21 protein-coding genes are annotated in these 19,498 nt (G+C 68.7%); 17 read left to right on the top strand and 4 right to left on the bottom strand.

Going from position 1 to position 19,498, the window contains the following annotated elements; genetic code table 11:
• Positions 1-4: 4 nt before the first annotated feature.
• On the top strand, positions 5-382 hold the full coding sequence (locus tag VGV13_07455; protein ID HEV8640916.1) for a hypothetical protein: 378 nt from the start codon (positions 5-7) through the stop codon (positions 380-382).
• Positions 383-503: 121 nt separating this feature from the next.
• Positions 504-821 carry a Smr/MutS family protein gene (locus VGV13_07450; protein ID HEV8640915.1) on the top strand — a complete coding sequence of 106 codons (318 nt, stop codon included), beginning with the start codon at positions 504-506 and terminating at the stop codon, positions 819-821.
• A gap of 373 nt (positions 822-1,194) precedes the next feature.
• On the opposite strand, the gene VGV13_07445 is transcribed toward VGV13_07450, so the two are convergent.
• From VGV13_07445 to VGV13_07430, 4 genes are all read right to left on the bottom strand, one after another.
• Complete coding sequence (locus VGV13_07445; protein ID HEV8640914.1) at positions 1,195-1,971, bottom strand: class I SAM-dependent methyltransferase; 777 nt, start codon at positions 1,969-1,971, stop codon at positions 1,195-1,197.
• Positions 1,968-2,147 carry a hypothetical protein gene (locus tag VGV13_07440; protein HEV8640913.1) on the bottom strand — a complete coding sequence of 60 codons (180 nt, stop codon included), beginning with the start codon at positions 2,145-2,147 and terminating at the stop codon, positions 1,968-1,970. The genes VGV13_07445 and VGV13_07440 overlap by 4 nt, the downstream gene beginning before the upstream one ends.
• Positions 2,148-2,259: 112 nt before the next feature.
• The gene (locus VGV13_07435; protein ID HEV8640912.1) at positions 2,260-2,442 is read right to left on the bottom strand and encodes a hypothetical protein; all 183 of its coding nucleotides are present in this window, start codon (positions 2,440-2,442) and stop codon (positions 2,260-2,262) included.
• Positions 2,443-2,556, bottom strand: coding sequence for a carboxymuconolactone decarboxylase family protein (locus tag VGV13_07430; GenBank protein ID HEV8640911.1), 114 nt, complete (start codon positions 2,554-2,556; stop codon positions 2,443-2,445). It abuts the gene before it with no gap.
• A 134-nt stretch (positions 2,557-2,690) separates the two neighbouring features.
• On the opposite strand from VGV13_07430, the gene VGV13_07425 reads away from it, so the two are divergent.
• From VGV13_07425 to VGV13_07355, 15 genes are all read left to right on the top strand, one after another.
• Positions 2,691-4,220, top strand: coding sequence for a PLP-dependent aminotransferase family protein (locus tag VGV13_07425; protein HEV8640910.1), 1,530 nt, complete (start codon positions 2,691-2,693; stop codon positions 4,218-4,220).
• A 46-nt stretch (positions 4,221-4,266) separates the two neighbouring features.
• Positions 4,267-5,163 (top strand): pyridoxal 5'-phosphate synthase lyase subunit PdxS, encoded by an 897-nt coding sequence (gene pdxS / locus VGV13_07420; GenBank protein ID HEV8640909.1) that lies wholly within the window; start codon positions 4,267-4,269, stop codon positions 5,161-5,163.
• 147 nt (positions 5,164-5,310) lie between these two features.
• On the top strand, positions 5,311-5,913 hold the full coding sequence (pdxT, locus tag VGV13_07415; GenBank protein HEV8640908.1) for a pyridoxal 5'-phosphate synthase glutaminase subunit PdxT: 603 nt from the start codon (positions 5,311-5,313) through the stop codon (positions 5,911-5,913).
• Entirely contained in the window at positions 5,913-6,485 is a 573-nt protein-coding gene (locus VGV13_07410; GenBank protein HEV8640907.1) for a peroxiredoxin, read from the top strand. The genes pdxT and VGV13_07410 overlap by 1 nt, the downstream gene beginning before the upstream one ends.
• Positions 6,486-6,571: 86 nt before the next feature.
• Positions 6,572-7,363: a 3-oxoadipate enol-lactonase gene (pcaD, locus tag VGV13_07405; GenBank protein ID HEV8640906.1), complete on the top strand. Its 792-nt coding sequence runs from the start codon at positions 6,572-6,574 to the stop codon at positions 7,361-7,363.
• A gap of 100 nt (positions 7,364-7,463) precedes the next feature.
• The gene (locus VGV13_07400) at positions 7,464-8,672 is read left to right on the top strand and encodes a 4Fe-4S dicluster-binding protein (protein ID HEV8640905.1); all 1,209 of its coding nucleotides are present in this window, start codon (positions 7,464-7,466) and stop codon (positions 8,670-8,672) included.
• A gap of 27 nt (positions 8,673-8,699) precedes the next feature.
• A complete protein-coding gene (locus VGV13_07395; GenBank protein HEV8640904.1) occupies positions 8,700-9,929 on the top strand; it encodes a pyruvate ferredoxin oxidoreductase in 1,230 nt (409 codons plus the stop codon).
• Positions 9,930-9,939: 10 nt separating this feature from the next.
• On the top strand, positions 9,940-10,968 hold the full coding sequence (locus VGV13_07390) for a thiamine pyrophosphate-dependent enzyme (protein ID HEV8640903.1): 1,029 nt from the start codon (positions 9,940-9,942) through the stop codon (positions 10,966-10,968).
• 109 nt (positions 10,969-11,077) lie between these two features.
• Complete coding sequence (locus VGV13_07385) at positions 11,078-12,055, top strand: tripartite tricarboxylate transporter substrate binding protein (GenBank protein ID HEV8640902.1); 978 nt, start codon at positions 11,078-11,080, stop codon at positions 12,053-12,055.
• Position 12,056: 1 nt separating this feature from the next.
• On the top strand, positions 12,057-12,536 hold the full coding sequence (locus tag VGV13_07380; GenBank protein HEV8640901.1) for a tripartite tricarboxylate transporter TctB family protein: 480 nt from the start codon (positions 12,057-12,059) through the stop codon (positions 12,534-12,536).
• A 3-nt stretch (positions 12,537-12,539) separates the two neighbouring features.
• Positions 12,540-14,060: a tripartite tricarboxylate transporter permease gene (locus VGV13_07375; protein ID HEV8640900.1), complete on the top strand. Its 1,521-nt coding sequence runs from the start codon at positions 12,540-12,542 to the stop codon at positions 14,058-14,060.
• Between the two features lie 34 nt (positions 14,061-14,094).
• Positions 14,095-14,799, top strand: coding sequence for a TerC family protein (locus tag VGV13_07370; GenBank protein ID HEV8640899.1), 705 nt, complete (start codon positions 14,095-14,097; stop codon positions 14,797-14,799).
• On the top strand, positions 14,799-15,566 hold the full coding sequence (locus tag VGV13_07365; GenBank protein ID HEV8640898.1) for a FadR/GntR family transcriptional regulator: 768 nt from the start codon (positions 14,799-14,801) through the stop codon (positions 15,564-15,566). The genes VGV13_07370 and VGV13_07365 overlap by 1 nt, the downstream gene beginning before the upstream one ends.
• A gap of 358 nt (positions 15,567-15,924) precedes the next feature.
• Positions 15,925-18,618, top strand: coding sequence for a pyruvate, phosphate dikinase (gene ppdK / locus VGV13_07360; protein HEV8640897.1), 2,694 nt, complete (start codon positions 15,925-15,927; stop codon positions 18,616-18,618).
• Positions 18,611-19,498, top strand: coding sequence for a dihydrodipicolinate synthase family protein (locus VGV13_07355; GenBank protein ID HEV8640896.1), 888 nt, complete (start codon positions 18,611-18,613; stop codon positions 19,496-19,498). Before ppdK ends, VGV13_07355 begins: the two co-directional genes overlap by 8 nt.

Below are 19,498 nucleotides of genomic sequence, written 5' to 3'. Positions count from 1 at the left end.
GCCGATGGACGATAGCCTCGCTCAGCGGCTGGCGGCCCTGGAATCTCGGCTGGCGCGCCTGGAGGCGTCGCTGGCCTCGGTGAGCATCGACGCGGCCAAGGCGAGCATCCAGCAATGGGTGACCGAGTACGTGTCGCTGCGCCTGCAGCAGCTCGTGCCCGAGACGTGCGAGCACGCTCCCGACGGGGAGATGGCGGCGTCCGGGGGGCCGGTGCTCCCGGGCACGCGCATCCGCTGCACCGAGGAGGTCATCCACCGCCTGGGCCGGATCCCGATTCCCTTCGTGCGCCAGATGGTCACCCAGAAGGTCGCCGAGACCGCTCGCGCGGAGCAGGTCGGCATGGTCGACGTGGCCTTCTTCGAGCGCGCGGCGACGTTCTGACAGTGCAGGCTCTCGGGAGAGGATCTCTCGAGCTTCCAGCACTGGCAGCAGCACGCGGCGGGGGGCGTGCGGATTTAAATTCGGAGGGGGCGGACGTTACGGCCCCCTCCGAAACCTCGCCGTGACCCCGGACGAGCCCGTCCGGATTCCCATCGAGGATTCCCTCGACCTGCACGCCTTCGCGCCGCGCGACATCGCCTCGGTGGTGGAGGAGTACCTGGAAGCCGCCCGGGCCCGGGGCTTCAGCGAGGTGCGACTCATTCACGGGCGGGGGATCGGCGTGCAGCGCGCGATCGTGCAATCCCTCCTGGCCCGGCATCCGCTGGTGGCCAGCTACGCTGACGCTCCGCCCGAGCGCGGCGGCCGCGGCGCCACCCTCGTCCACCTCCGCCCCCCCGTCAGGCCAGATACACGTCGACAGGGATCAGGCGGCGGTTGAGCGGGTCCATCCCAAGCCCGAGCTCCTCGAGCGTCGTCGCGCCGAGGAGCACCGGGCTATCGGGCGGTCCCATCAGTATCGGAGTGGTCGCTCGACGCCCCTGACACTCGATCTCGAGCTGTGTCAGCCCCCACTCTTCGATGCGCCCGTCTGCCATCACGACGCGTTGGGTCCGGAGCGGACGGCAACCCAGAGCCTCCAGGAGGGGGACGGGGAGCCACCGAGTAGGCGGCGCCGGAATCTACGAGAGCATCGAAATCCCTGGCGGCGCCGTCACTTCTCGGATACAGCCTCAAAGTGACCTTGAACTGTCCCACGACCACCAGTGTGCTCTGTCGTCCGGCCGGACGGCAAGTGTGGTCGCCGGGGCGACTCAGTCCCGATCTGCCCGCAGCAGGAGCATGCGGTCGGTGAACGACTCCACGCTTGTGTCGGTGAGCTTGAAGTCGAACGCGGCGCGGCAACGCTCCGGGGCCGCGCGGACGAACCCCTCGAGAGCGCGGAGGGCATCTGGCGTCATGCGCATGCGCCCCGTCCAGTCGTCCCAGAGGCGGACCTTCGTCAGGACCGTCTCGTCGATCACCGTCAGGCCGGCGCCCCGCAGGAACGCCTTCCACTCCCGCGCGCGGTAGGCGCGCACGTGCGAGGGATCCCGCCGGCGCTCCACCTCGGTGATGAAGGTGGCGATTTCTAGATCGTCGTGCCCCAGGATGTCCTGGACGAGGAACGAGCCGCCGGGGGCCAGCACGCGCGCGACCTCGCGGATGGCGGCGGCGGGGTTGGCGACGTGGTGGAGGGCGATCCGGCAGGTGACCACGGCGAAGGCGCCGGGCCGGAAGGGCAGGGCCTCCACGTCGCCGGCCACGTAGGCGAGGTTACCCACGCCCCGGCCCCGGATGAACTCGCGCGCGGCTCGCAGCATCGGCTCGGTGAGATCGAAGGCAACGACCCGCGTGGCCAGGCCGGCGAAGGCCAGCGCGGTGTGGCCGCCGCCGGTGGCGACGTCGAGCACGCGCGCGGGCCGCCGGGCACGGCCCCAGGTCAGCAACTGCTCGAGGTCGGCGCCGGCCGCGTGCGAGACGCTCGCCACATAGGCCTCGGCGCTGGGGCCGAACTGCTCGCGGACGCGCTGGCCGTGCCGACCGTTCACTTCTTGTCCCTGGCGCGCTCGGCGAGGTGGCGCATGAGGAAGTCCTGGTCCAGCGGCGACAGGTCGAAGCGGCGCGATGCCTCGTCGATGAGCTTCACCCGATCCGCCTTGGGGTTGTCGAGGAGATGCTCGTCGATCCACTTCACGGCCTGCCGGATGGGGGCCTCACCCGCCATGGCGGTCTCCTTCCTCGAGCGCCTTGGTGGCGACCTTCTTGATGAGCGCCCGAGGCGGAGCAGGGTCCGTCAGCGTCGCGTCCAGGACCCCGCGCCGCCCCAGGTCAGGCGCCTACTTGCTCGAATGGCGCTCGAACTTCGTCTTCCACTCCTTGTTGAGGTCCTCGACGCCGGGGATGTACTTGATGGTCGACCAGGTCGCCCGGGCCGCCCCGCGCATGGCGTAGTAGAGGGCCTCGCTGATCTCGTCCTCGGTGGCGCCGGCTTGCTTCGCAGCCGCGAAGCGTCCCGGCACTCAGGAGGTGCAGCCGGCGGCCGCCATCGCCGCCAGCGCCACCAGCTGCATCGTCTTGGGGTCGAGCGCGCCTTCGCGGTAGTACAGACCTGCGAACTCCTTCATCTCTGCCATCGAATCGCCTCCTGGCTGGGGGGATCTCTAACGCGCGACCATTATACGGTGCCCGATTTGGTCGGTCGCCAGGTAGACCAATTGGCGCTTGACCGGGTTGATTTTTGGCCGAAAATGGTTGGTCGAGGCGACCTATGCAGATCGCGCTAGACCGCAGCAAGCCGGTCCCGCTGGCCCGCCAGATCCAGGCGCACCTGGAGCGGCTCGTCCGCGACGGCCTTCTGCTCCCGGGGGTCAAGCTGCCGGCCACGCGGGAGATGGCCCGGGACCTGGGCGTCAACCGCGCGACCGTGGTGCTCGCCTACGAGGAGCTGGTGGCCTCGGGCGCCGCGCGGTCCCACGTGGGGCAGGGCACCTTCATCGCCGAGCGCGCCGGTGACCGCGGCCGGCCGGCCGCTCCCGAGAGCGCCGCGCGGCCCCCCATCGACTGGTCGGGGCTCTTCTCGCGCAGCGCCCGGATCGTCGAGACCGAGGACAATCGCCGCCGGGCGCTGGTGCCGCCGAACGGGCTGGCGGGGACGGTGATCTCCTTCGCCGGCGGCATGCCCGACAGCGGCCTCTTCCCGACCGACGCCTTTCGGCGGGCCCTCAACGAGGTGGTGCGGGAGGAGGGCGAGGCGCTGCTCCAGTACTCGCCGGTGGCGGGCTATGCCCCTCTGCGCCGGTACCTGTCCACGTATCTCTTGCGTTTCGGGCTCGAGGCGCGATCGGACGAGATCCTGATCGTCAACGGCTCGCAGCAGGGCTTCGACCTGATCGCCCGCACGCTCGTCGATCCCGGCGACTTCGTCGCGATCGAGCAGCCGACCTATCCGCGGGCCGTGCAGGTCTTTCGCGCGTTCGGGGCCCAGCTCCTCACCGTGCCCTGGAAGGCGGACGGGCCCCAGGCCGACGTGTTCGAACGGCTGCTCGAGCGTCAGGCGCCGAAGCTCTTCTACTGCCAGCCGACCTCCCACAACCCCACGGGTCTGGCCATGGGCGCGGAGACGGGGCGCCGGCTGCTGGCCGCGGCGGCGCGCCATCAGGTGCCGATCGTGGAGGACGGCTTCGATCCCAGTCTCTACTACGGCGACCGGCCGCCGGGCCCGCTCAAGGCGCAGGACCACGACGGGCTCGTGATCTACATCGGGACGTTCTCCAAGATCCTCTTCCCGGGGCTGCGCCTGGGCTGGCTGCTGGCGCCGCCGCTCGTCATCGAGCGGCTCGCCGCCGCCAAGCAGCTCGCCGATCTGCACACGAGCGCGCTGCTCCAGGCGGCGGTCCACCGGTTCTGCGAGCGGCGGCTGCTCGATCGTCACGTCGCCCGCGTCGCCCGCGAGTACGGCCGGCGGCGCTCGCTGCTGGTGGGAGCGCTCCAGCGGCGCCTGCCGGAGGGCGTGACCTGGACCGAGCCTCAGGGCGGGTTCTCGCTGCTGGTGACTCTGCCGCCCGGGCTCGACGCCGCGGCTCTGCTCTCGCGCGCCATCGAGCGCGGGGTGGCGTTCACGCCGGGGGCCGCCTTCTTCGTGGACGGCGGCGAGCGCACGCTCCGGCTGTCCTTTTCGTCGGTGCCCGCCGCGCGGATCGACGAGGGGATCCGGCGGCTGGCCGAGGTGGTCAAAGACAGCTTGAAGCGCCCGGCGTCGCGACCGCGAGCGGAGGGCGTGGCGGTGCCGCTGGTCTGAGGTGAGCGGGGAAACGCAGCCGCACAACGGCGTAAGGAGACACGATATGACGGAGCTGAACGGATTGCGCATCGCCGATCGCAAGCACATCGGCCTCGCCGAGATGCTCAAGGGCGGGGTCATCATGGACGTGACGAATGCCGAGCAGGCCAAGCTCGCCGCGGAGGCGGGGGCGGCGGCCGTGATGGCGCTCGAGCGCGTGCCCGCCGATATCCGGCGGGAGGGCGGCGTGGCGCGCATGGCCTCCGTGAAGAAGATCAAGGAGATCCAGAGCGCCGTCACCATCCCCGTGATGGCCAAGTGCCGGATCGGTCACTTCGTGGAGGCCCAAATTCTGGAATCGCTCGGGGTGGACTTCATCGACGAGTCCGAGGTCCTCACGCCGGCCGACGAGCACTTCCACGTGGACAAGTTCGCGTTCCGGGTGCCGTTCGTCTGCGGGGCACGCGACCTGGGCGAGGCGCTCCGCCGCATCGGCGAGGGCGCGGCCATGATCCGCACGAAGGGCGAGGCCGGCTCCGGCAACATCGTGGAGGCGGTGCGCCACATGCGCGCGCTGACCACCGGGATCCGGCGGCTGACCACGCTCGGGCCCGAGGAGCTGATGACGGAGGCCAAGAACCTGGGCGCGCCCTACGAGCTGATCGGCTCGGTGGGCAAGCACGGGCGGCTGCCCGTCCCAAACTTCTCGGCCGGGGGCATCGCCACGCCCGCCGACGCGGCACTGATGATGCAACTCGGCGCCGAGGCGGTCTTCGTCGGCTCGGGCATCTTCAAGTCGAGCGACCCCGCCAAGCGGGCCAAGGCCATCGTCCAGGCCACCACGCACTACAAGGATCCGGACGTCCTGGCCCGGGTCAGCGAGGAGCTGGGCGAGGCCATGGTGGGGCTGGAGACCTCCAAGCTGACGAAAGAGGAGCTGCTGCAAACGCGCGGATGGTAGTGCGAGCCGAGACGCGGATGCGGAGGCTCGGCGACGCACGCGGCGAGGCGAGCCTGAGTGAGGGCGTGCGAGCCGCAGGGCGCCCAGGGGCTGGGGCCCCTGCGCCCGAGGCGAGCCGAAGAAAGGGGCGGGGGGTAGGTCGGAGCCATGAAGATCGGAGTGCTCGCGCTCCAGGGCGATTTCGTGCGGCACCGCCAGGCGCTCGAGCGCTGCGGTGCCACCGCAGTGGAGGTGCGCAAGCCCGAGGAGCTGGATGACCTGGATGGCCTGATCATCCCGGGCGGCGAATCGACGACGCTGCTGCATCTGATGGAGGAGTGGAACTTCGTGCCCGCACTCGAGAAGTTCCATGCCGAGGGGCGGCCGATCTTCGGCACCTGCGCCGGGCTGATCGTGCTGGCGCGGGACGTCGCGAACCCGCGGCAGTTTTCCCTCGGGTTCATCGACGTGGGCGTGGAACGGAACGCCTATGGCCGCCAGCGGGAATCGTTCGAGGCCCCAGGGACAGCAGTGCTGGATGGGCAGCCCACGCCCATCGAGATGGTCTTCATCCGTGCTCCGCGCATCCGGCGCCTGGGGCCGGAGGTGGAGGCGCTGGCGCGCCAGGGCGAGGACCCCGTGATGGCGCGCCAGGGGACGGTGCTGGTGGCGACGTTCCATCCCGAGCTGACCGATGACTCCGCCGTCCACCACTACTTCTGCGAGATGGTCCGACTGGCGTCGGTCGGTCGCGCTCCACGGAAGCGCTGATGGCCAGGTCCGACAACGTGTACGAGCTGCCCAGGGACTTGCCGGTCCCCGTCGACGATGCTGCCTGCGCGCATCTTCCCGGGCTTCCGGTACCCTCGATTCTGCTGCCCTCGACGGACGGCCGCGCGGTCGACCTCGCCTCTCTGGCCGGGACAACGGTGGTGTATTGCTACCCGCGGACCGGTCGTCCCGACCGCGAGCCTCCGCGGGGGTGGAACGAGATCCCGGGCGCGAGAGGATGCACGCCGGAATCGTGTAATTTCCGGGACCACCACGCCGAACTGCAGGCGGTGGGGGCCCGGGTCTTCGGCCTCAGCACCCAGGAGACGGACTACCAGCGCGAGGCCGTCGAGCGGTTACGCCTGCCCTTCGCACTCCTGAGCGACGCTCACCTGCGCCTCGCCCGCGCGCTGCGCTGGCCGACGTTCGACGTCGACGGGATGACACTCATCAAGCGGCTGACGCTCATCCTCCGGGATGGCCGCATCGAAGAGGTCTTCTATCCGGTGTTTCCCCCCGACCGGCATGCTGAGGAAGTGGTGGCGTGGCTGACCGCGCGCGCGCCGCGCTGAGTCGGGCCTTTCCCGCGCCACGGCTGCCGGGATAAGATCCCGGGGTCGTGCCGGCATCAATCCACCCTCTTCCGGGAGGACAGCCCATGAAGATCACCGCGAACGGGATCGCCATCAACTACACGCTGGAGGGCCCCGCGGCGGCGCCCGTGCTCACGCTCAGCCACTCGCTCGCCACGGATCTGACGATGTGGGACCCGCAGCAGGCAGCGCTGACGCCGCGCTTCCGCGTGCTGCGGTACGAGACGCGCGGCCACGGCGCCACCGACGCCCCGGCCGGCGCCTACTCGCTCGAGCAGTTGGCCGACGATGCGCGGGGACTACTCGATGCGCTCGGCATTCAGCAGACGCACTGGATCGGCCTCTCGATGGGTGGGATGATCGGGCAGACGCTCGCGCTGAAGGCGCCCGGCCGGTTCCTGAGCCTCGTTCTCGCCGACACCTCGAGCCGCGTACCGCCGGAAGCCAAGCCGATGTGGGAGGAGCGCATCCGCACCGCCGAGTCCAAAGGCATGGAGCCGTTGGTGGAGCCGACCCTCGGCCGCTGGTTCACGCCGGCGTTTCGGCAGCGCCGGCCCGACGTGGTCGAGCGCGTGGCCGCCATGATCCGCAAGACCAACCCGCGCGGCTACGCCGGCTGCTGCCATGCGATCGCCGCGCTCAATCTGACCGACCGCCTCGGCGCTATCAAGCTGCCGACGCTGGTGATCGTGGGGGAAGAGGACCAGGGAACGCCCGTGGCCGCCGCGCGCGCGATCCACGGGCAGATCAAGGGCTCCGAGCTGACGATCATCCCCGCGGCCGCGCATCTGTCGAACATCGAGCAGCCCGAGGCCTTCACGGCGGCCGTGACCGGGTTCTTGAGCAAGGTTCAGTAGAGACAAAGCGCTTGACAAGCGGTGTGGCCCACCGCATAGTTTGGTCAGACCAGCGGACCAGTCCTTTCCCCGGAAGCCTGTCGGTCGAGGAGGAGCACGCATGTCGGCGTTGATTTGCGAGGTCGTCTACCGCGGGATTTTCCAGAAGAACCTGGCGTCGCGCATCACGCGCGGCATCGTGCTGTCGGCGCGCAAATCGGGGCGCTGGGGCATCGCCTTCGGCCGCTACGGAGACAGTCCGCAGCGCAACGGCGTTCCCGCCAAGGACTTCGCCATCGTCGCCGACACCAAGGAAGAGCTCGAGCAGAACATGGCTCGCTACGAGCCCAAGCACGTGGACGTCACGATCTGCGTCGACGACACGCTGGCCAAGGGCGTCGAGTCGTGGGCGTGGTACGGGCTGCAGCCGATCAACCGGCTGACGCTCCCCGACGGCACGCTCCTCATGACGTCGCTGCAGCCCTTCGAGGATCTCCTGCGGGACATCCATAAAAAGGACGAGCCCTACACGCTCGCCGTGATCCGCGCCAGGGCGTCGTTCTCGGGGCTCTGGGTCTACAAGGAGGACCACACTGAGGTCCGGATCCTCGGCGCGTTGGCCAAGATCGCGCCGTCGTTCCTCACCCTCGACGGGGTCTGCCAGGCCATTGGGGAGATGGAGTGGGGCTCCGAGCTCAAGGTGGCCTCCGTCCGCAAGGCCTACGAGCGTCTGGAGGCGCGCCGGGTTCAGCCCGGGGAGGGCAACCCCGAGGTCCCGTACGCGTTCGAGTTTCCGCGCTGGTGGGAGATGCGCGAGGGCGTCACGATTCCAGCCATCCCCATCGGCAAGCCGAAGGAGGGCGGCAAGGGCTACGTCCCCGAGCGGAACCCCTACTTCAAGAAGTTCAGCACGCGCACGATGCGCCCGGTGGTCGACTTCGACACCTGCGTGAAGTGCAACCTCTGCTGGATCGCCTGCCCGGACTCGTGCTTCGACGTCATGCCCGACGGCACCTTCGACGCCAACATGGAGGCCTGCTGCGGCTGTGGGGTGTGTGAGGCCGTCTGCCCGGTGGAGAACTGCATCACCATGGTCAACGAAGCGGTCTTCGAGGACAACGCCAGCCAGTGGGACATGTGGCGGAACGACAAGACCGCCTACAAGACCTGGCTCACCGACAAGATCACGAACAAGAAGGCGACGGTGCGCTCCCACGGGTTCCGGTTCCGTGGCCAGTACGAGGAGGAGGTCAAGACGGACCTCGACGCCGGCGGCGCGGAGATCACCGCGGGGATTCCGGGCGAGAACGCCAAGCACAAGACCATCTAGCGGCGCGACACAGGAGGCGAACGAGCGATGGCGGTTGCGACAAAGACGGCTCCGGCCGTAACGGAAGACAGGGAACTCCTCATCTCGGGAAGCGAGGCGATCGCCGAGGCCCTGACCCTCGCCGACATCGACGTCGTCACGGCCTATCCGATCCGGCCCTACGACACCGTCATGCAGGCCATCGCCAAGAAGATCGCCAACGGTCAGCTGGTGGCCGAGTACATCGTGGCCGAGGGCGAGCACAGCCAGTTCGAGGTGGTCAAGCACGCTTCCACCGTCGGCGCGCGCGTGTTCTGCGGCTCGTCGGGCGTGGGCTGGGCGTACGCGATGGAGTGCCTGGTGGTGACCCCGCCCCTGCGGGTGCCGATGGTGGCGATGGTGGGCAACCGGGCGCTCGATGATCCGGGCGCCTTCGGCGTGGAGCACAACGACGCCCTGTTCGTGCGCGACCTGGGCTGGATGCTGGTGTGGATCGACAGCTCCCAGGAGGCCCTCGACACCACCCTGATCGGCTACCGCGTGGCCGAGGACCGCCGCGTGTTCCTGCCCCTGGCCATCTCGGCCGACGGCGCCTTCCTCACGCACTCGCAGGCGCTGACGCTGGTGCCGCCCAAGGCGAAGGTCGAGCGGTACCTGCCGGCCTACAACCGCGGTGACCTCCTGCTGCACCCGGACAACCCCATCACGGTGGCGCCGCAGGCCAACGAGGACTGGGTCATAGAAATCCGGCGGCAGAACAACGAGGCGATGGCGCGGGCAGTCACCGTGATCGAGGAGGCCTACGCCGACTTCCGCAAGGTGTTCGGCCGCGGCCCCGAGAATCCGTGGTTCGAGGAGTACATGACCGACGACGCCGAGATCATCCTGGTCGGCATGGGCACGATCTCCCTGCCCATCAAGGTGGGGATCCGCAACATGCGCGCCCAGGGCAAGAAGGTGGGGTTGGTTCGGCTGCGGTGGTTCAGACCATTCCCGACCGACCGGCTGGTCGCCGCGCTGTCGAAGGCGAGCACGATCGGCGTCATCGACCGCGATTATTCGTTCGGCTCGCCGTTCGGCTCGGGCGTGGTGGCCAACGAGATCCGCGCGGCGATGTACAACGCGCCCACGCGCCCGCCGCTGCTCTCCTTCATCTGCGGTCTCGGTGGCCGCGAGGTGACACTGGAGGACGTCTATAAGGTGACGGACCTCTGTTACAATGCCGCCAAGACCGGCAAGTCGGACACCAAGACCCACTGGCTCGGCGTTCGAGAATAGGGAGAGGCACATGCCGGAGACGACGTTCACCAACGCGACACAGGTGCTCGAGGCCTTCAAGGGCATCAAGAAGGTCACGATCGAGGAATACTTCACGTCGGGCCATCGGACCTGCCAGGGCTGCGAGTCCGCGCTGGTCATGAAGCTGATGGTCAAGGCGGCCGGCCCGCGCACGATCGTGCTCGGCTCCACCGGCTGCATGTACGTCGCCAACACGACGTACTACACGACGCCCTGGGTGGTGCCGTGGATGCACACGCAGCTCGGCTCCTCCGGCGCCGCCGCCCTGGGGACCGCCGCCGGCCTCAAGGCGCTCATGCACAAGGGCAAGATGAAGTCGGAGCCGATCAACGTGATCGCGTTCTGCGGCGACGGCGGCGGCGCCGACATGGGCCTCAACGGCATCTCGGCGACGCTGACTCACAAGGAGTACAACTGCCTGATTCTGCTGTACGACAACGAGTCCTACGCCAACACCGACATCCAGCTGTCGGGGATGACGCCCTACGGGGCCCACACGACGTTCAGCCCGCCCGGCTCGGTCAAGCGCATCATCCACACGCGCTGGAAGAAGAACGTCGCCGGCATGCTGGCGGCGGGGCATACCGAGTGCCGCTACGTGGCCACCGTCTGCGCCTCGTTCGCGGTGGAGATGATGAACAAGGTGCGCCGGGCGCTGACCATCGGCGGCCCGACCTTCATCCACTCCCTCGACCCCTGCCCCAAGGGCTGGGACTACGATCCGATGCTCTCCCACGAGCTGGGCGAGCTGGCGATCGAGACCGGCATCTTCCCGCTCTACGAGGTCGACGACGGCGTGCTCAGGTACTACGGCAAGACCAAGGCCATCATCGAGGGTCGCAAGCGCAAGCCCGTCCGGGAGTACCTCCTCAAGCAGGGCCGGTTCGCTCACTTCACGGAAGAGGACCTCGCTTACTTCCAGGCCAAGGTCGACGAGATGTGGGACAAGTGGGAGATTCCCGGCGTGGTGCCGTTCAAGCGGCTGGAAGCCACCAAGGCCGCCCTCGTAGCCAAGTAGCCTCGAGAGCGTGGTCGTTGCTTCGGTCACCGGCGGGGCCGGGCGCGGAACGGCGTCCGGTCCCGCCGTGTTTTATCGGTAACTCGTCGCACTACTTAGGAGGACCGTCATGACACACAGCGCCCGCATCCCGCTGAATTGGCTCCCCCTCCTCGTGCTGCTCGTGGCCGCGCCGCCGGCCGAGGCCTGGGAGCCGACCAAGCCCATCGAGTTCGTCATCCCCGCCGGGACCGGCGGCGGCGCCGACCAGATGGCCCGGCTCATCGCCGGTTTGGCCGAGAAGCACAAGCTCTCGCCGCGGCCGCTCATCGTCGTCAACAAGTCGGGAGGAGCAGGCGCCGAGGGTTTCGTGCACGTGAAGGAGAAGAAGGGCGACGCCCACACCATCATCATCACGCTGTCGAACCTGTTCACGACACCCCTGGCCACCGGGACGCCCTTCAGCTGGCGCGACTACACGCCGATCGCCCGTCTGGCGCTCGACCGGTTCATCCTATGGGTCAATGCCGAGACGCCCTACAAGAGCGCCAAGGAGTACGTCGCGGCGGTGAAGCAGAGCCCGGGCATGAAGATGGGCGGCACCGGCTCCAAGCAGGAGGACCAGATCATCACGGTCCAGGTCGAGCAGGCGCTGGGGCTGAAGTTCACCTACGTGCCGTTCAAGGGGGGCGGTGAGGTGTGCGTCAACCTGGTTGGCAAGCACGTGGACTCGACCGTCAACAACCCCATCGAGTGCGTGAGCCACTGGAGGGCCGGGCGGGTCCGGCCGCTGGCCGTCTTCGACCCCGAGCGCATTCCCGATCCCGACTGGAAGGACATCCCGACGGTGAAGGAGGCCCTGGGGCTCGACATCCAGTACAACATGCTGCGCGGCATCTTCGGCCCGCCGGACATGCCCAAGGACGCCGTCCAGTGGTACGTCGGCTTCCTGAAGAAGGTGTACGACACCAAGGACTTCCAGGACTACCTGCACAAGGGCGCGCTCAAGGGCGCGTTCGCCACCGGCGCCGAGTACGTCAAGTGGGTCGAGGGCGCCGAGCAGCTCCACAAGGAGCTGATGGAGAAGGGCGGGCTAATCAAGAAGTAGCATGCGGCTTGCCGACTTGGTCGTCGCGGCCGTCCTGGCCCTGCTGGGCGGCGTCGTGCTCTACGACGCCGCCCGGCTGGGCGTCGGGTGGGGACTCGAGGGTCCGCAGAGCGGGTTCTTCCCGTTCTGGCTGGCGGTGACCCTGATCGGCGTCTCGCTGGGGGTCTTCCTCCAGGCGCTGGTACGGGGCCCGGCCAAGGCGTTCGTCACCCGCGAGCGGCTCCGCCCGGTGCTCAAGGTGCTGCTGCCGGTGGCCGGCTTCATCGTGCTCACCGATCCGCCCGGCCCGCTCACCGGGCTCGGGCTGTACGTGGCGGCGGCGTTCTATCTGGGCTTCTACATGCGGTGGGTGGGACGCCACGACTGGCGGGCGGTCGTGGCGCTCTCCATCGTCGTCCCCGTCATCACCTTCTTCATCTTCGAGAAATGGTTTCTGGTCCCGATGCCTAAGGGACCGGTCGAGGACTGGTTCGGGTACTGACCGGTGGGTCTGGAGAACCTTCTCCTCGGCTTCCAAGTCGCCATCACGCCGACCAACCTCTTCATCGCCGTCGTCGGGATCACCCTCGGCACCATCATTGGGGTCCTCCCGGGACTGGGCGGCGCCAACGGCGTCGCCATTCTGCTGCCCCTGACCTTTACGATGCCGCCCACCTCCGCGATCATTCTGCTGACCTCGCTCTACTGGGGCGCCCTCTTCGGCGGTGCCATCACCTCGGTGCTCTTCAACATTCCCGGCGAGCCGTGGTCGGTGGCCACCACGTTTGACGGCTACCCCCTGGCCCGGCAGGGCCACAGCGGGCAGGCCCTGACGGCTGCCTTCACCTCGTCGTTCGTGGGGGCCTTCTTCTCGATCGTGCTGATCACGTTCTTCGCCCCCATCCTGGCCGAGATCGCCCTCAAGTTCGGTCCGCCGGAGTTCTTCGCCATCCAGTTCCTCACGTTCTCGAGCTTCGTGGGCCTGGGAGGTGGTAACCCGCTGAAGTCGCTGGCCTCGATTCTCATCGGGTTCATCCTGGCCTCGGTCGGCCTGGACATCGTGACCGGTCAGCTGCGGCTGACCTTCGGCTTCACCGACCTCATGAAAGGGTTCGACTTCATCGTGGCCGTCATCGGCCTGTTCGGGATCGGCGAGATCCTCCTCTCAGTGGAGGAAGGGCTGAAGTTCCAGGGTGCCAGAACGGCCATGAACCTCCGGGTGGTGCTCGACACCTGGAAGATCCTACCGCGCTATTACCGGACGTTCATCCGCGGCTCGGTCATCGGCTTCTGGATGGGGTTCAAGCCCGGCGGGGCCACCCCCGCCTCGTTCATGAGCTACGCGTTCGCCAAGCGCTTCTCCAAGAACCCCGAGCGGTTCGGCAAGGGCGAGATCGAGGGCATCGTGGCCCCGGAGACCGCCGCCCACGCCGCCGGCGTGGCGGCCATGCTGCCGATGATCACGCTCGGCATCCCGGGCTCGCCGACGGCGGCGGTGATGCTGGGCGGACTCATCATCTGGGGGCTGCAGCCGGGCCCGATGTTGTTCGTCGACAATCCGGAGTTCGTGTGGGGCCTGATCGCCAGCATGTACACCGGCAACGTGATCGGCGTGCTCATGGTGCTGGCGTTCGTGCCCTTCTTTGCCGCGATCCTCAGGATCCCCTTCGCGATCCTGACCCCGCTGATCGTCATCGTCTGCGCGATCGGGTCCTACGCGGTCCACAACAGTATGATCGACATCTGGTACATGCTGATCTTCGGCGTGGTGGGCTACGTCTTCAAGAAGCTGGACTACCCCCTGGCCCCGCTGGTGCTGGCCCTCGTCCTCGGCGACCTCGCCGAAAACGCGCTGCGCCAGAGCCTCATCATGTCGCAGGGCTCGCTGACCATCTTCCTGACCCGGCCGATCGCGGGCGCGATCACGGCCGTGGCGATCTTCTTCTTCCTCCTGCCGGCCATCACGCCCTGGTGGCGGCGCCTGCGGGGGCTCCCCGCCGCCGCCCCGGCGCCGCGCGAGACCTGAGCACGGTCGCGCGACGATGAGCGGAGGCACCTGAATGGGATTCTTGCTCGATCCCGAATTCTGGGCGCGCTGGCTCAGCATCGTGATCATCGACCTCACGCTGGCCGGCGACAATGCCCTGGTCATCGCCCTGGCCGTCCGCACGCTGCCCAAGCGCCAGCAGTTCTGGGGGCGCATCTGGGGCACGCTGGGCGCCGTGCTCCTGCGCCTGGCCTTCATCACCATCATCACGCTTCTCTTCCGGATCCCGCTCCTGCAGTTCCTGGGTGGGGTGGTCCTGGTCTGGATCGCGCTGAAGCTCGTCCGCCAGGAGACCGGCGCCGAGGGACACGTGCGCCAGGGCACGACGCTGTGGGAGGCCATCTGGATCATCATCATTGCGGACGTGGTGATGAGCCTGGACAACGTGCTGGCGGTGGCGGCCGCGGCCCGGGGCGACCTCGTCCTGGTCATCTTCGGGATCGCGCTCTCGATTCCAATCGTCATCTGGGGCAGCGGGCTCCTCGCCCGCCTGATGAACCGCTACGGCTGGATCGTGTGGCTGGGGGGCGGCATCCTCGGCTACGTGGCGGGGGAGATGGTCCTCAAGGATCCGCTCGTTCACAAGTGGCTCGGTGACGGGGTCGTCGACACCCTCCACTATGCCCTTCCGATCCTGCTCGGCGTCAGCATCACCGTCCTCGGCTGGTGGTTCGCCCAGGGGCACCGGGCCAGGAAGAAAATTCCGGAGAACATCTGATGGCCAACACGGAGGGCCGGGGCGGGCCGGTCAAGGCGGGGCGGGAGATGGGCATCGAACCCATCAAGTCGATCCGCATCTACGAAGAGATCGTCCGACAGATCAAGGCGATGATCGCCGAGGGCCGGCTCAAGAGCGGCGATCAGCTGCCGCCCGAACGCGATCTGGCCGAAAAGTTCGTCGTGAGCCGCACGTCCGTGCGCGAGGCGCTGCGGGCGCTGGAGAGCCTGGGGCTGGTCGAGGTCCGACCCGGCGAGGGCACCTTCGTCAAGAAGATCTCGGTCGAGGCGCTCATCGCGCCCCTGGCCCTGGTCATCCTGTCGCAGCGCGAGGCCATCGGCGAGCTGTTCGAGGCGCGGCGCCTGCTCGAGCCCTCGATCGCCGCCCTGGCGGCCCGCCGGGCGACGCCCGACGAGCTGCAGGAGATGGCGCGGATCCTCGCGGAGCAGGCCAAGGAGGTCGCGGCCGGGCGCACCGGGCTCACGCAGGACGGGCAGTTCCACGCGGCGATCGCCTCCGCCGCCCGCAACCAGGCGATCACCCGCATCGTGCACGCCATCATGGATCTGCTCGCGCAGATCCGCGAGGAATCGCTCAATACGCCGGGGCGCCCGACGCGGTCGCATCAGGATCACCGTCGCGTCCTCGAGGCGATCAGCCGGCGCGACGACGCCGCGGCCGCCCAGGCGATGCGCGATCACCTGGTGGCGGTCGAGGCGCTGGTGCTGGGTCCGGGCGCCCGGGGCAAGCCGAAGGGCGCACGCTGAGCGCCCCGAGCTTGACGGCTCTCACCACGGCCGCGTATACTAACCCGGCAATGGAGTCACGGACTTCGCGCATGCTGTCGCTGGGCCTGATTCTCCTGGCGCTGCCGGACCTGCCCGGAGCATCAGCGAAGTAACAAGACGCGCTGGATGCCACGGGCAGGAGGCGAGGCCCGTGGCGGCTGAAGTTCGGGGGCCACGGGTTGAGCGACCTGTGGCCCTCAGTTTTTAGGGCGCAATGGGGGAGGGAAGGATCGTCGCGACGACGCGGGGGCGTGAGTCACGGAAGATTGACACCCGTGCTGCGTATCCGCTAGAGTTGGAAGGCTTTTTCAGCCGTCCAGGACGGAGACTCGAGCCCATGCCTAAATACGTGTATTTCTTCGGTTCCGGGAAGGCTGAAGGTTCCTCGCGTTTGCGCGAGCTGCTCGGCGGCAAGGGCTCCGAGCTCGCGGAGATGACCAACCTCGGCATCCCCGTCCCGCCGGGCTTCACGATCACGACGGAGACGTGGGCGGAGTACAGGCGGGACGGGCGCCGCCCGCCCGCAGGCCTCTGGCCCGAAGTGCTCGACAGCCTCCGCAAGCTCGAAGCCGTCTCCGGCCTCATCCTCGGTGATGCCAAACGCCCGCTGCTCGTCTCCGTCCGCTCGGGGGCGCGGGTGTCCATGCCCGGCATGATGGAGACGGTGCTCAACCTCGGCCTGAACGACGCGACCGTCGAGGGCCTCGCCGCCGGGACGGGCAACGAGCGCTTCGCCTGGGACTGCTATCGCCGCTTCGTCACCATGTTCGCCGACGTCGTGCTCGGCATCGAGCGCCGCCACTTCGACCAGCACCTCGAGGGGCTCAAGACGCGGCTTCGCGTGCGCACCGATCCCGAAATTCCCGCCGGCGAGCTCCGCGCCCTGGTCCAGACCTTCAAGGGCATCGTGGCCGAGCGGACGAGCGCCCCGTTCCCGCAGGACCCGGCAGAGCAGCTCCGGCTGGCGATCAACGCCGTCTTCGACTCGTGGTTCGCCAAGAAGGCCGTCGACTACCGCCGCATCCAGGGGATCCCCGAGGACTGGGGCACGGCGGTGACCGTCATGGCGATGGTCTTCGGCAACCTCGGCGACACGTCGGGCACGGGCGTGGCGTTCACCCGCGATCCGGCGACCGGCGAGCGGCGCTTCTACGGCGAGTTCCTGGTCAACGCGCAGGGCGAGGACGTCGTGGCGGGCATCCGCACCCCCGAGCCCATCTCGGCGCTGCGCGATCGCCTGCCCCGCGTCTACGACGAGCTGGTGGCGATCAAGGACCGCCTCGAGAAGCACTACCGGGACGTGCAGGACCTGGAGTTCACCGTGCAGGAAGGCACGCTCTACCTCCTGCAGAGCCGTTCGGGCAAGCGCACCGCGCGGGCGGCCGTGCGCGTCGCCGTCGAGATGGTGCGCGAGGGGCTGATCGACAAGGACACGGCGCTCCTCCGCGTGGAGCCGGACCGGCTGAACGAGCTGCTGCACCCGATCTGCGATCCGACCGACAAGGCGCGGGCCATCGACAAGGCCCGGCTCCTCGCCAAGGGGCTGCCGGCGGGGCCGCGGGCGGCGGTCGGCCAGGTCGTGTTCACGCCGGACCGCGCAGTGGAATGGGTCAAGGAGGGGCGCAAGGTCATCCTGGTACGCGCGGAGACGTCGCCGGAGGACGTAGCCGGCATGCACGCCGCCGAGGGCATCCTCACCTCCCGCGGCGGGCTGACGTCCCACGCCGCCGTGGTGGCTCGCGGGATGGGCAAGGCGTGCATCGTCGGGGCCGGCGACGTGTTCGTGGACGAGGAGCGCCATGCGTTCCAGGCCGGCCGCGCCATCGTCCGGGAAGGTGACATCATCACGCTCGACGGCCACACCGGCGAGGTGATCCTCGACGAAGTCAGGCTGATCCCGCAGCGGGTGAGCGGCGAGCTCCAGGTCTTCCTCAAGTGGGCGGACGAGGTCCGCGCCCTGGGGGTGCGGGCCAATGCCGACACCCCCGACGACGCGCGCAAGGCCCGAGAATACGGCGCCGAGGGCATCGGCCTCGTGCGCACCGAGCACATGTTCTTCCAGGCCGAGCGGATTCCGACCGTGCGCGAGATGATCATGGCCGCCGACGGCAAGGCCCGGCGCGCGGCCCTGGACCGGCTGCTGCCGCTGCAGCGGGAGGACTTCATCGGGATCTTCCGGGCCATGGACGGCCTGCCGGTGACGATCCGCCTGCTCGATCCGCCGCTGCACGAATTCCTGCCCCAGTACACGAAGCTGCTGGAGGAGTACACCCGCCTCGACGCGCTCGGCATCAATCCCGCCCGGGCCCAGGAGCTGGAGCAGCTCATGGCCAAGGTCCGGGGGTTGCAGGAAGCCAATCCGATGCTCGGTCACCGGGGCTGCCGGCTCGGGATCATGTTCCCGGAGATCTACGAAATGCAGGTGCGGGCCATCGTGGAGGCGGCCTGCGCGGTGACCCGCGAGGGCGTCACGGTGGAGCCCGAGATCATGATCCCGCTGACCGGAACGGTCGGCGAGATGAAGCTCACCTGGGAGATGACCAAGGCGGTCGCCGACGAGGTCCTTGCCGAGACCGGCGTGGCGGTGAAGTACCTGATCGGCACGATGATCGAGGTGCCGCGCGCCGCGCTGATCGCCGATCAGATCGCGCAGCACGCGGAGTTCTTCTCGTTCGGCACCAACGACCTCACCCAAATGACGTTCGGCTACAGCCGCGATGATATCGGCAAGTTCCTGCCCTTCTATCTGGAGCGAGGCCTCGTCCCTCACGACCCCTTCTCGGTCCTGGACCAGGAGGGAGTCGGGGAGCTGGTGCGGATCGGCATCGAGCGGGGCCGGCGCGTCCGGCCGCAGCTGAAGGTCGGCATCTGCGGCGAGCACGGCGGCGAGCCGTCGTCCGTGGAGTTCTGCCATCGCGTCCGCATGACCTACGTGTCCTGTTCGCCGTTCATGATCCCTATCGCCCGCCTCGCGGCCGCCCAGGCGCGGCTCCGAGAGGGCGCGGCGTCCGGAGGAGGCCTCCATGGCTAGCTTCGAAGGCGTGTTCATCCCGGTCACGACGCCCTTCCGCGGCGACGATGTCGCTCCCGAGCGGCTGGCGGCGAACCTCGAGCGCTGGAACGCGACGGCGTTGGCCGGCTACGTCGTGCTCGGCTCGACGGGCGAGTTCCCCATGCTGAGCGAGGCCGAGCGGGAGCTCGTGCTCGCGGCCGCCCGCGCGGCGATCCCCCGCGGCAAGCGCTTCATCGCGGGCACCGGGACCAACTCGACCCTGCACACTGTCCGGCAGACCAAGCGGGCGGCGGAGATCGGCGCCGACGCGGCCATCGTCATCACGCCCCACTACTTCACCAAGGGGTTCAGCCGGCGGGAGGCGCAGATCCGCCACTACCTGGCGGTCGCCGACGCCTCGCCGATCCCGATCATGATCTACAACTTCCCCTTGAACACCGGGATCAACCTCGAAGCCGAGACGGTCGCGAAGATCGCGGCCCACCCGAACGTGTGCGGCATCAAGGACTCCTCGGGCAACATCCCCCAGTGCGCCCAGATCATCGATCAGACGCCCAAGACCTTCGACGTCCTGGTGGGCGCGGCCTCGGCGCTGCTGCCGGCGCTCGCGATCGGGGCTGCGGGCGGCATTCTGGCGCTGGGAACGATCGCCGCCCGGGAGTTCTGCGATGTCTACGCGCTGGCCACGGCCGCCCGCTGGAACGAGGCCCGGGAGGTCGCGGCCCGGATGATGGTGGCCGACCGCGGCATCGCCGGGCAGTACGGCATCGGCGGGCTGAAGGCGGCGCTCGACCTTCAGGGATTCTACGGCGGGCCGTGCCGGGCGCCCCTCGGCACCCCCGACGGGGACGCGATCGAGGACATCAAGGAAGTGCTGGCGACTGCGGGGCTGCTCTAG

This window comes from Candidatus Methylomirabilota bacterium, assembly GCA_036001065.1.
Classification (GTDB): domain Bacteria; phylum Methylomirabilota; class Methylomirabilia; order Rokubacteriales; family CSP1-6; genus MNEF01.
Note: the sequence above shows the minus strand (reverse complement) of the source record. Positions and strands in the feature narration are given on the sequence as shown.

Excerpts from the sequence above, each read along its gene's own strand:
- VGV13_07455 (HEV8640916.1), top strand. The coding sequence starts at position 5 with ATGGACGATAGCCTCGCTCAGCGGCTGGCGGCCCTGGAATCTCGGCTG.
- VGV13_07440 (HEV8640913.1), bottom strand. The coding sequence starts at position 2,147 with ATGGCGGGTGAGGCCCCCATCCGGCAGGCCGTGAAGTGGATCGACGAG.
- VGV13_07430 (HEV8640911.1), bottom strand. The coding sequence starts at position 2,556 with ATGGCAGAGATGAAGGAGTTCGCAGGTCTGTACTACCGCGAAGGCGCG.
- VGV13_07425 (HEV8640910.1), top strand. The coding sequence starts at position 2,691 with ATGCAGATCGCGCTAGACCGCAGCAAGCCGGTCCCGCTGGCCCGCCAG.
- pdxS (HEV8640909.1), top strand. The coding sequence starts at position 4,267 with ATGACGGAGCTGAACGGATTGCGCATCGCCGATCGCAAGCACATCGGC.
- pdxT (HEV8640908.1), top strand. The coding sequence starts at position 5,311 with ATGAAGATCGGAGTGCTCGCGCTCCAGGGCGATTTCGTGCGGCACCGC.
- VGV13_07410 (HEV8640907.1), top strand. The coding sequence starts at position 5,913 with ATGGCCAGGTCCGACAACGTGTACGAGCTGCCCAGGGACTTGCCGGTC.
- pcaD (HEV8640906.1), top strand. The coding sequence starts at position 6,572 with ATGAAGATCACCGCGAACGGGATCGCCATCAACTACACGCTGGAGGGC.
- VGV13_07400 (HEV8640905.1), top strand. The coding sequence starts at position 7,464 with ATGTCGGCGTTGATTTGCGAGGTCGTCTACCGCGGGATTTTCCAGAAG.
- VGV13_07395 (HEV8640904.1), top strand. The coding sequence starts at position 8,700 with ATGGCGGTTGCGACAAAGACGGCTCCGGCCGTAACGGAAGACAGGGAA.
- VGV13_07390 (HEV8640903.1), top strand. The coding sequence starts at position 9,940 with ATGCCGGAGACGACGTTCACCAACGCGACACAGGTGCTCGAGGCCTTC.
- VGV13_07385 (HEV8640902.1), top strand. The coding sequence starts at position 11,078 with ATGACACACAGCGCCCGCATCCCGCTGAATTGGCTCCCCCTCCTCGTG.
- VGV13_07380 (HEV8640901.1), top strand. The coding sequence starts at position 12,057 with ATGCGGCTTGCCGACTTGGTCGTCGCGGCCGTCCTGGCCCTGCTGGGC.
- VGV13_07370 (HEV8640899.1), top strand. The coding sequence starts at position 14,095 with ATGGGATTCTTGCTCGATCCCGAATTCTGGGCGCGCTGGCTCAGCATC.
- VGV13_07365 (HEV8640898.1), top strand. The coding sequence starts at position 14,799 with ATGGCCAACACGGAGGGCCGGGGCGGGCCGGTCAAGGCGGGGCGGGAG.
- ppdK (HEV8640897.1), top strand. The coding sequence starts at position 15,925 with ATGCCTAAATACGTGTATTTCTTCGGTTCCGGGAAGGCTGAAGGTTCC.
- VGV13_07355 (HEV8640896.1), top strand. The coding sequence starts at position 18,611 with ATGGCTAGCTTCGAAGGCGTGTTCATCCCGGTCACGACGCCCTTCCGC.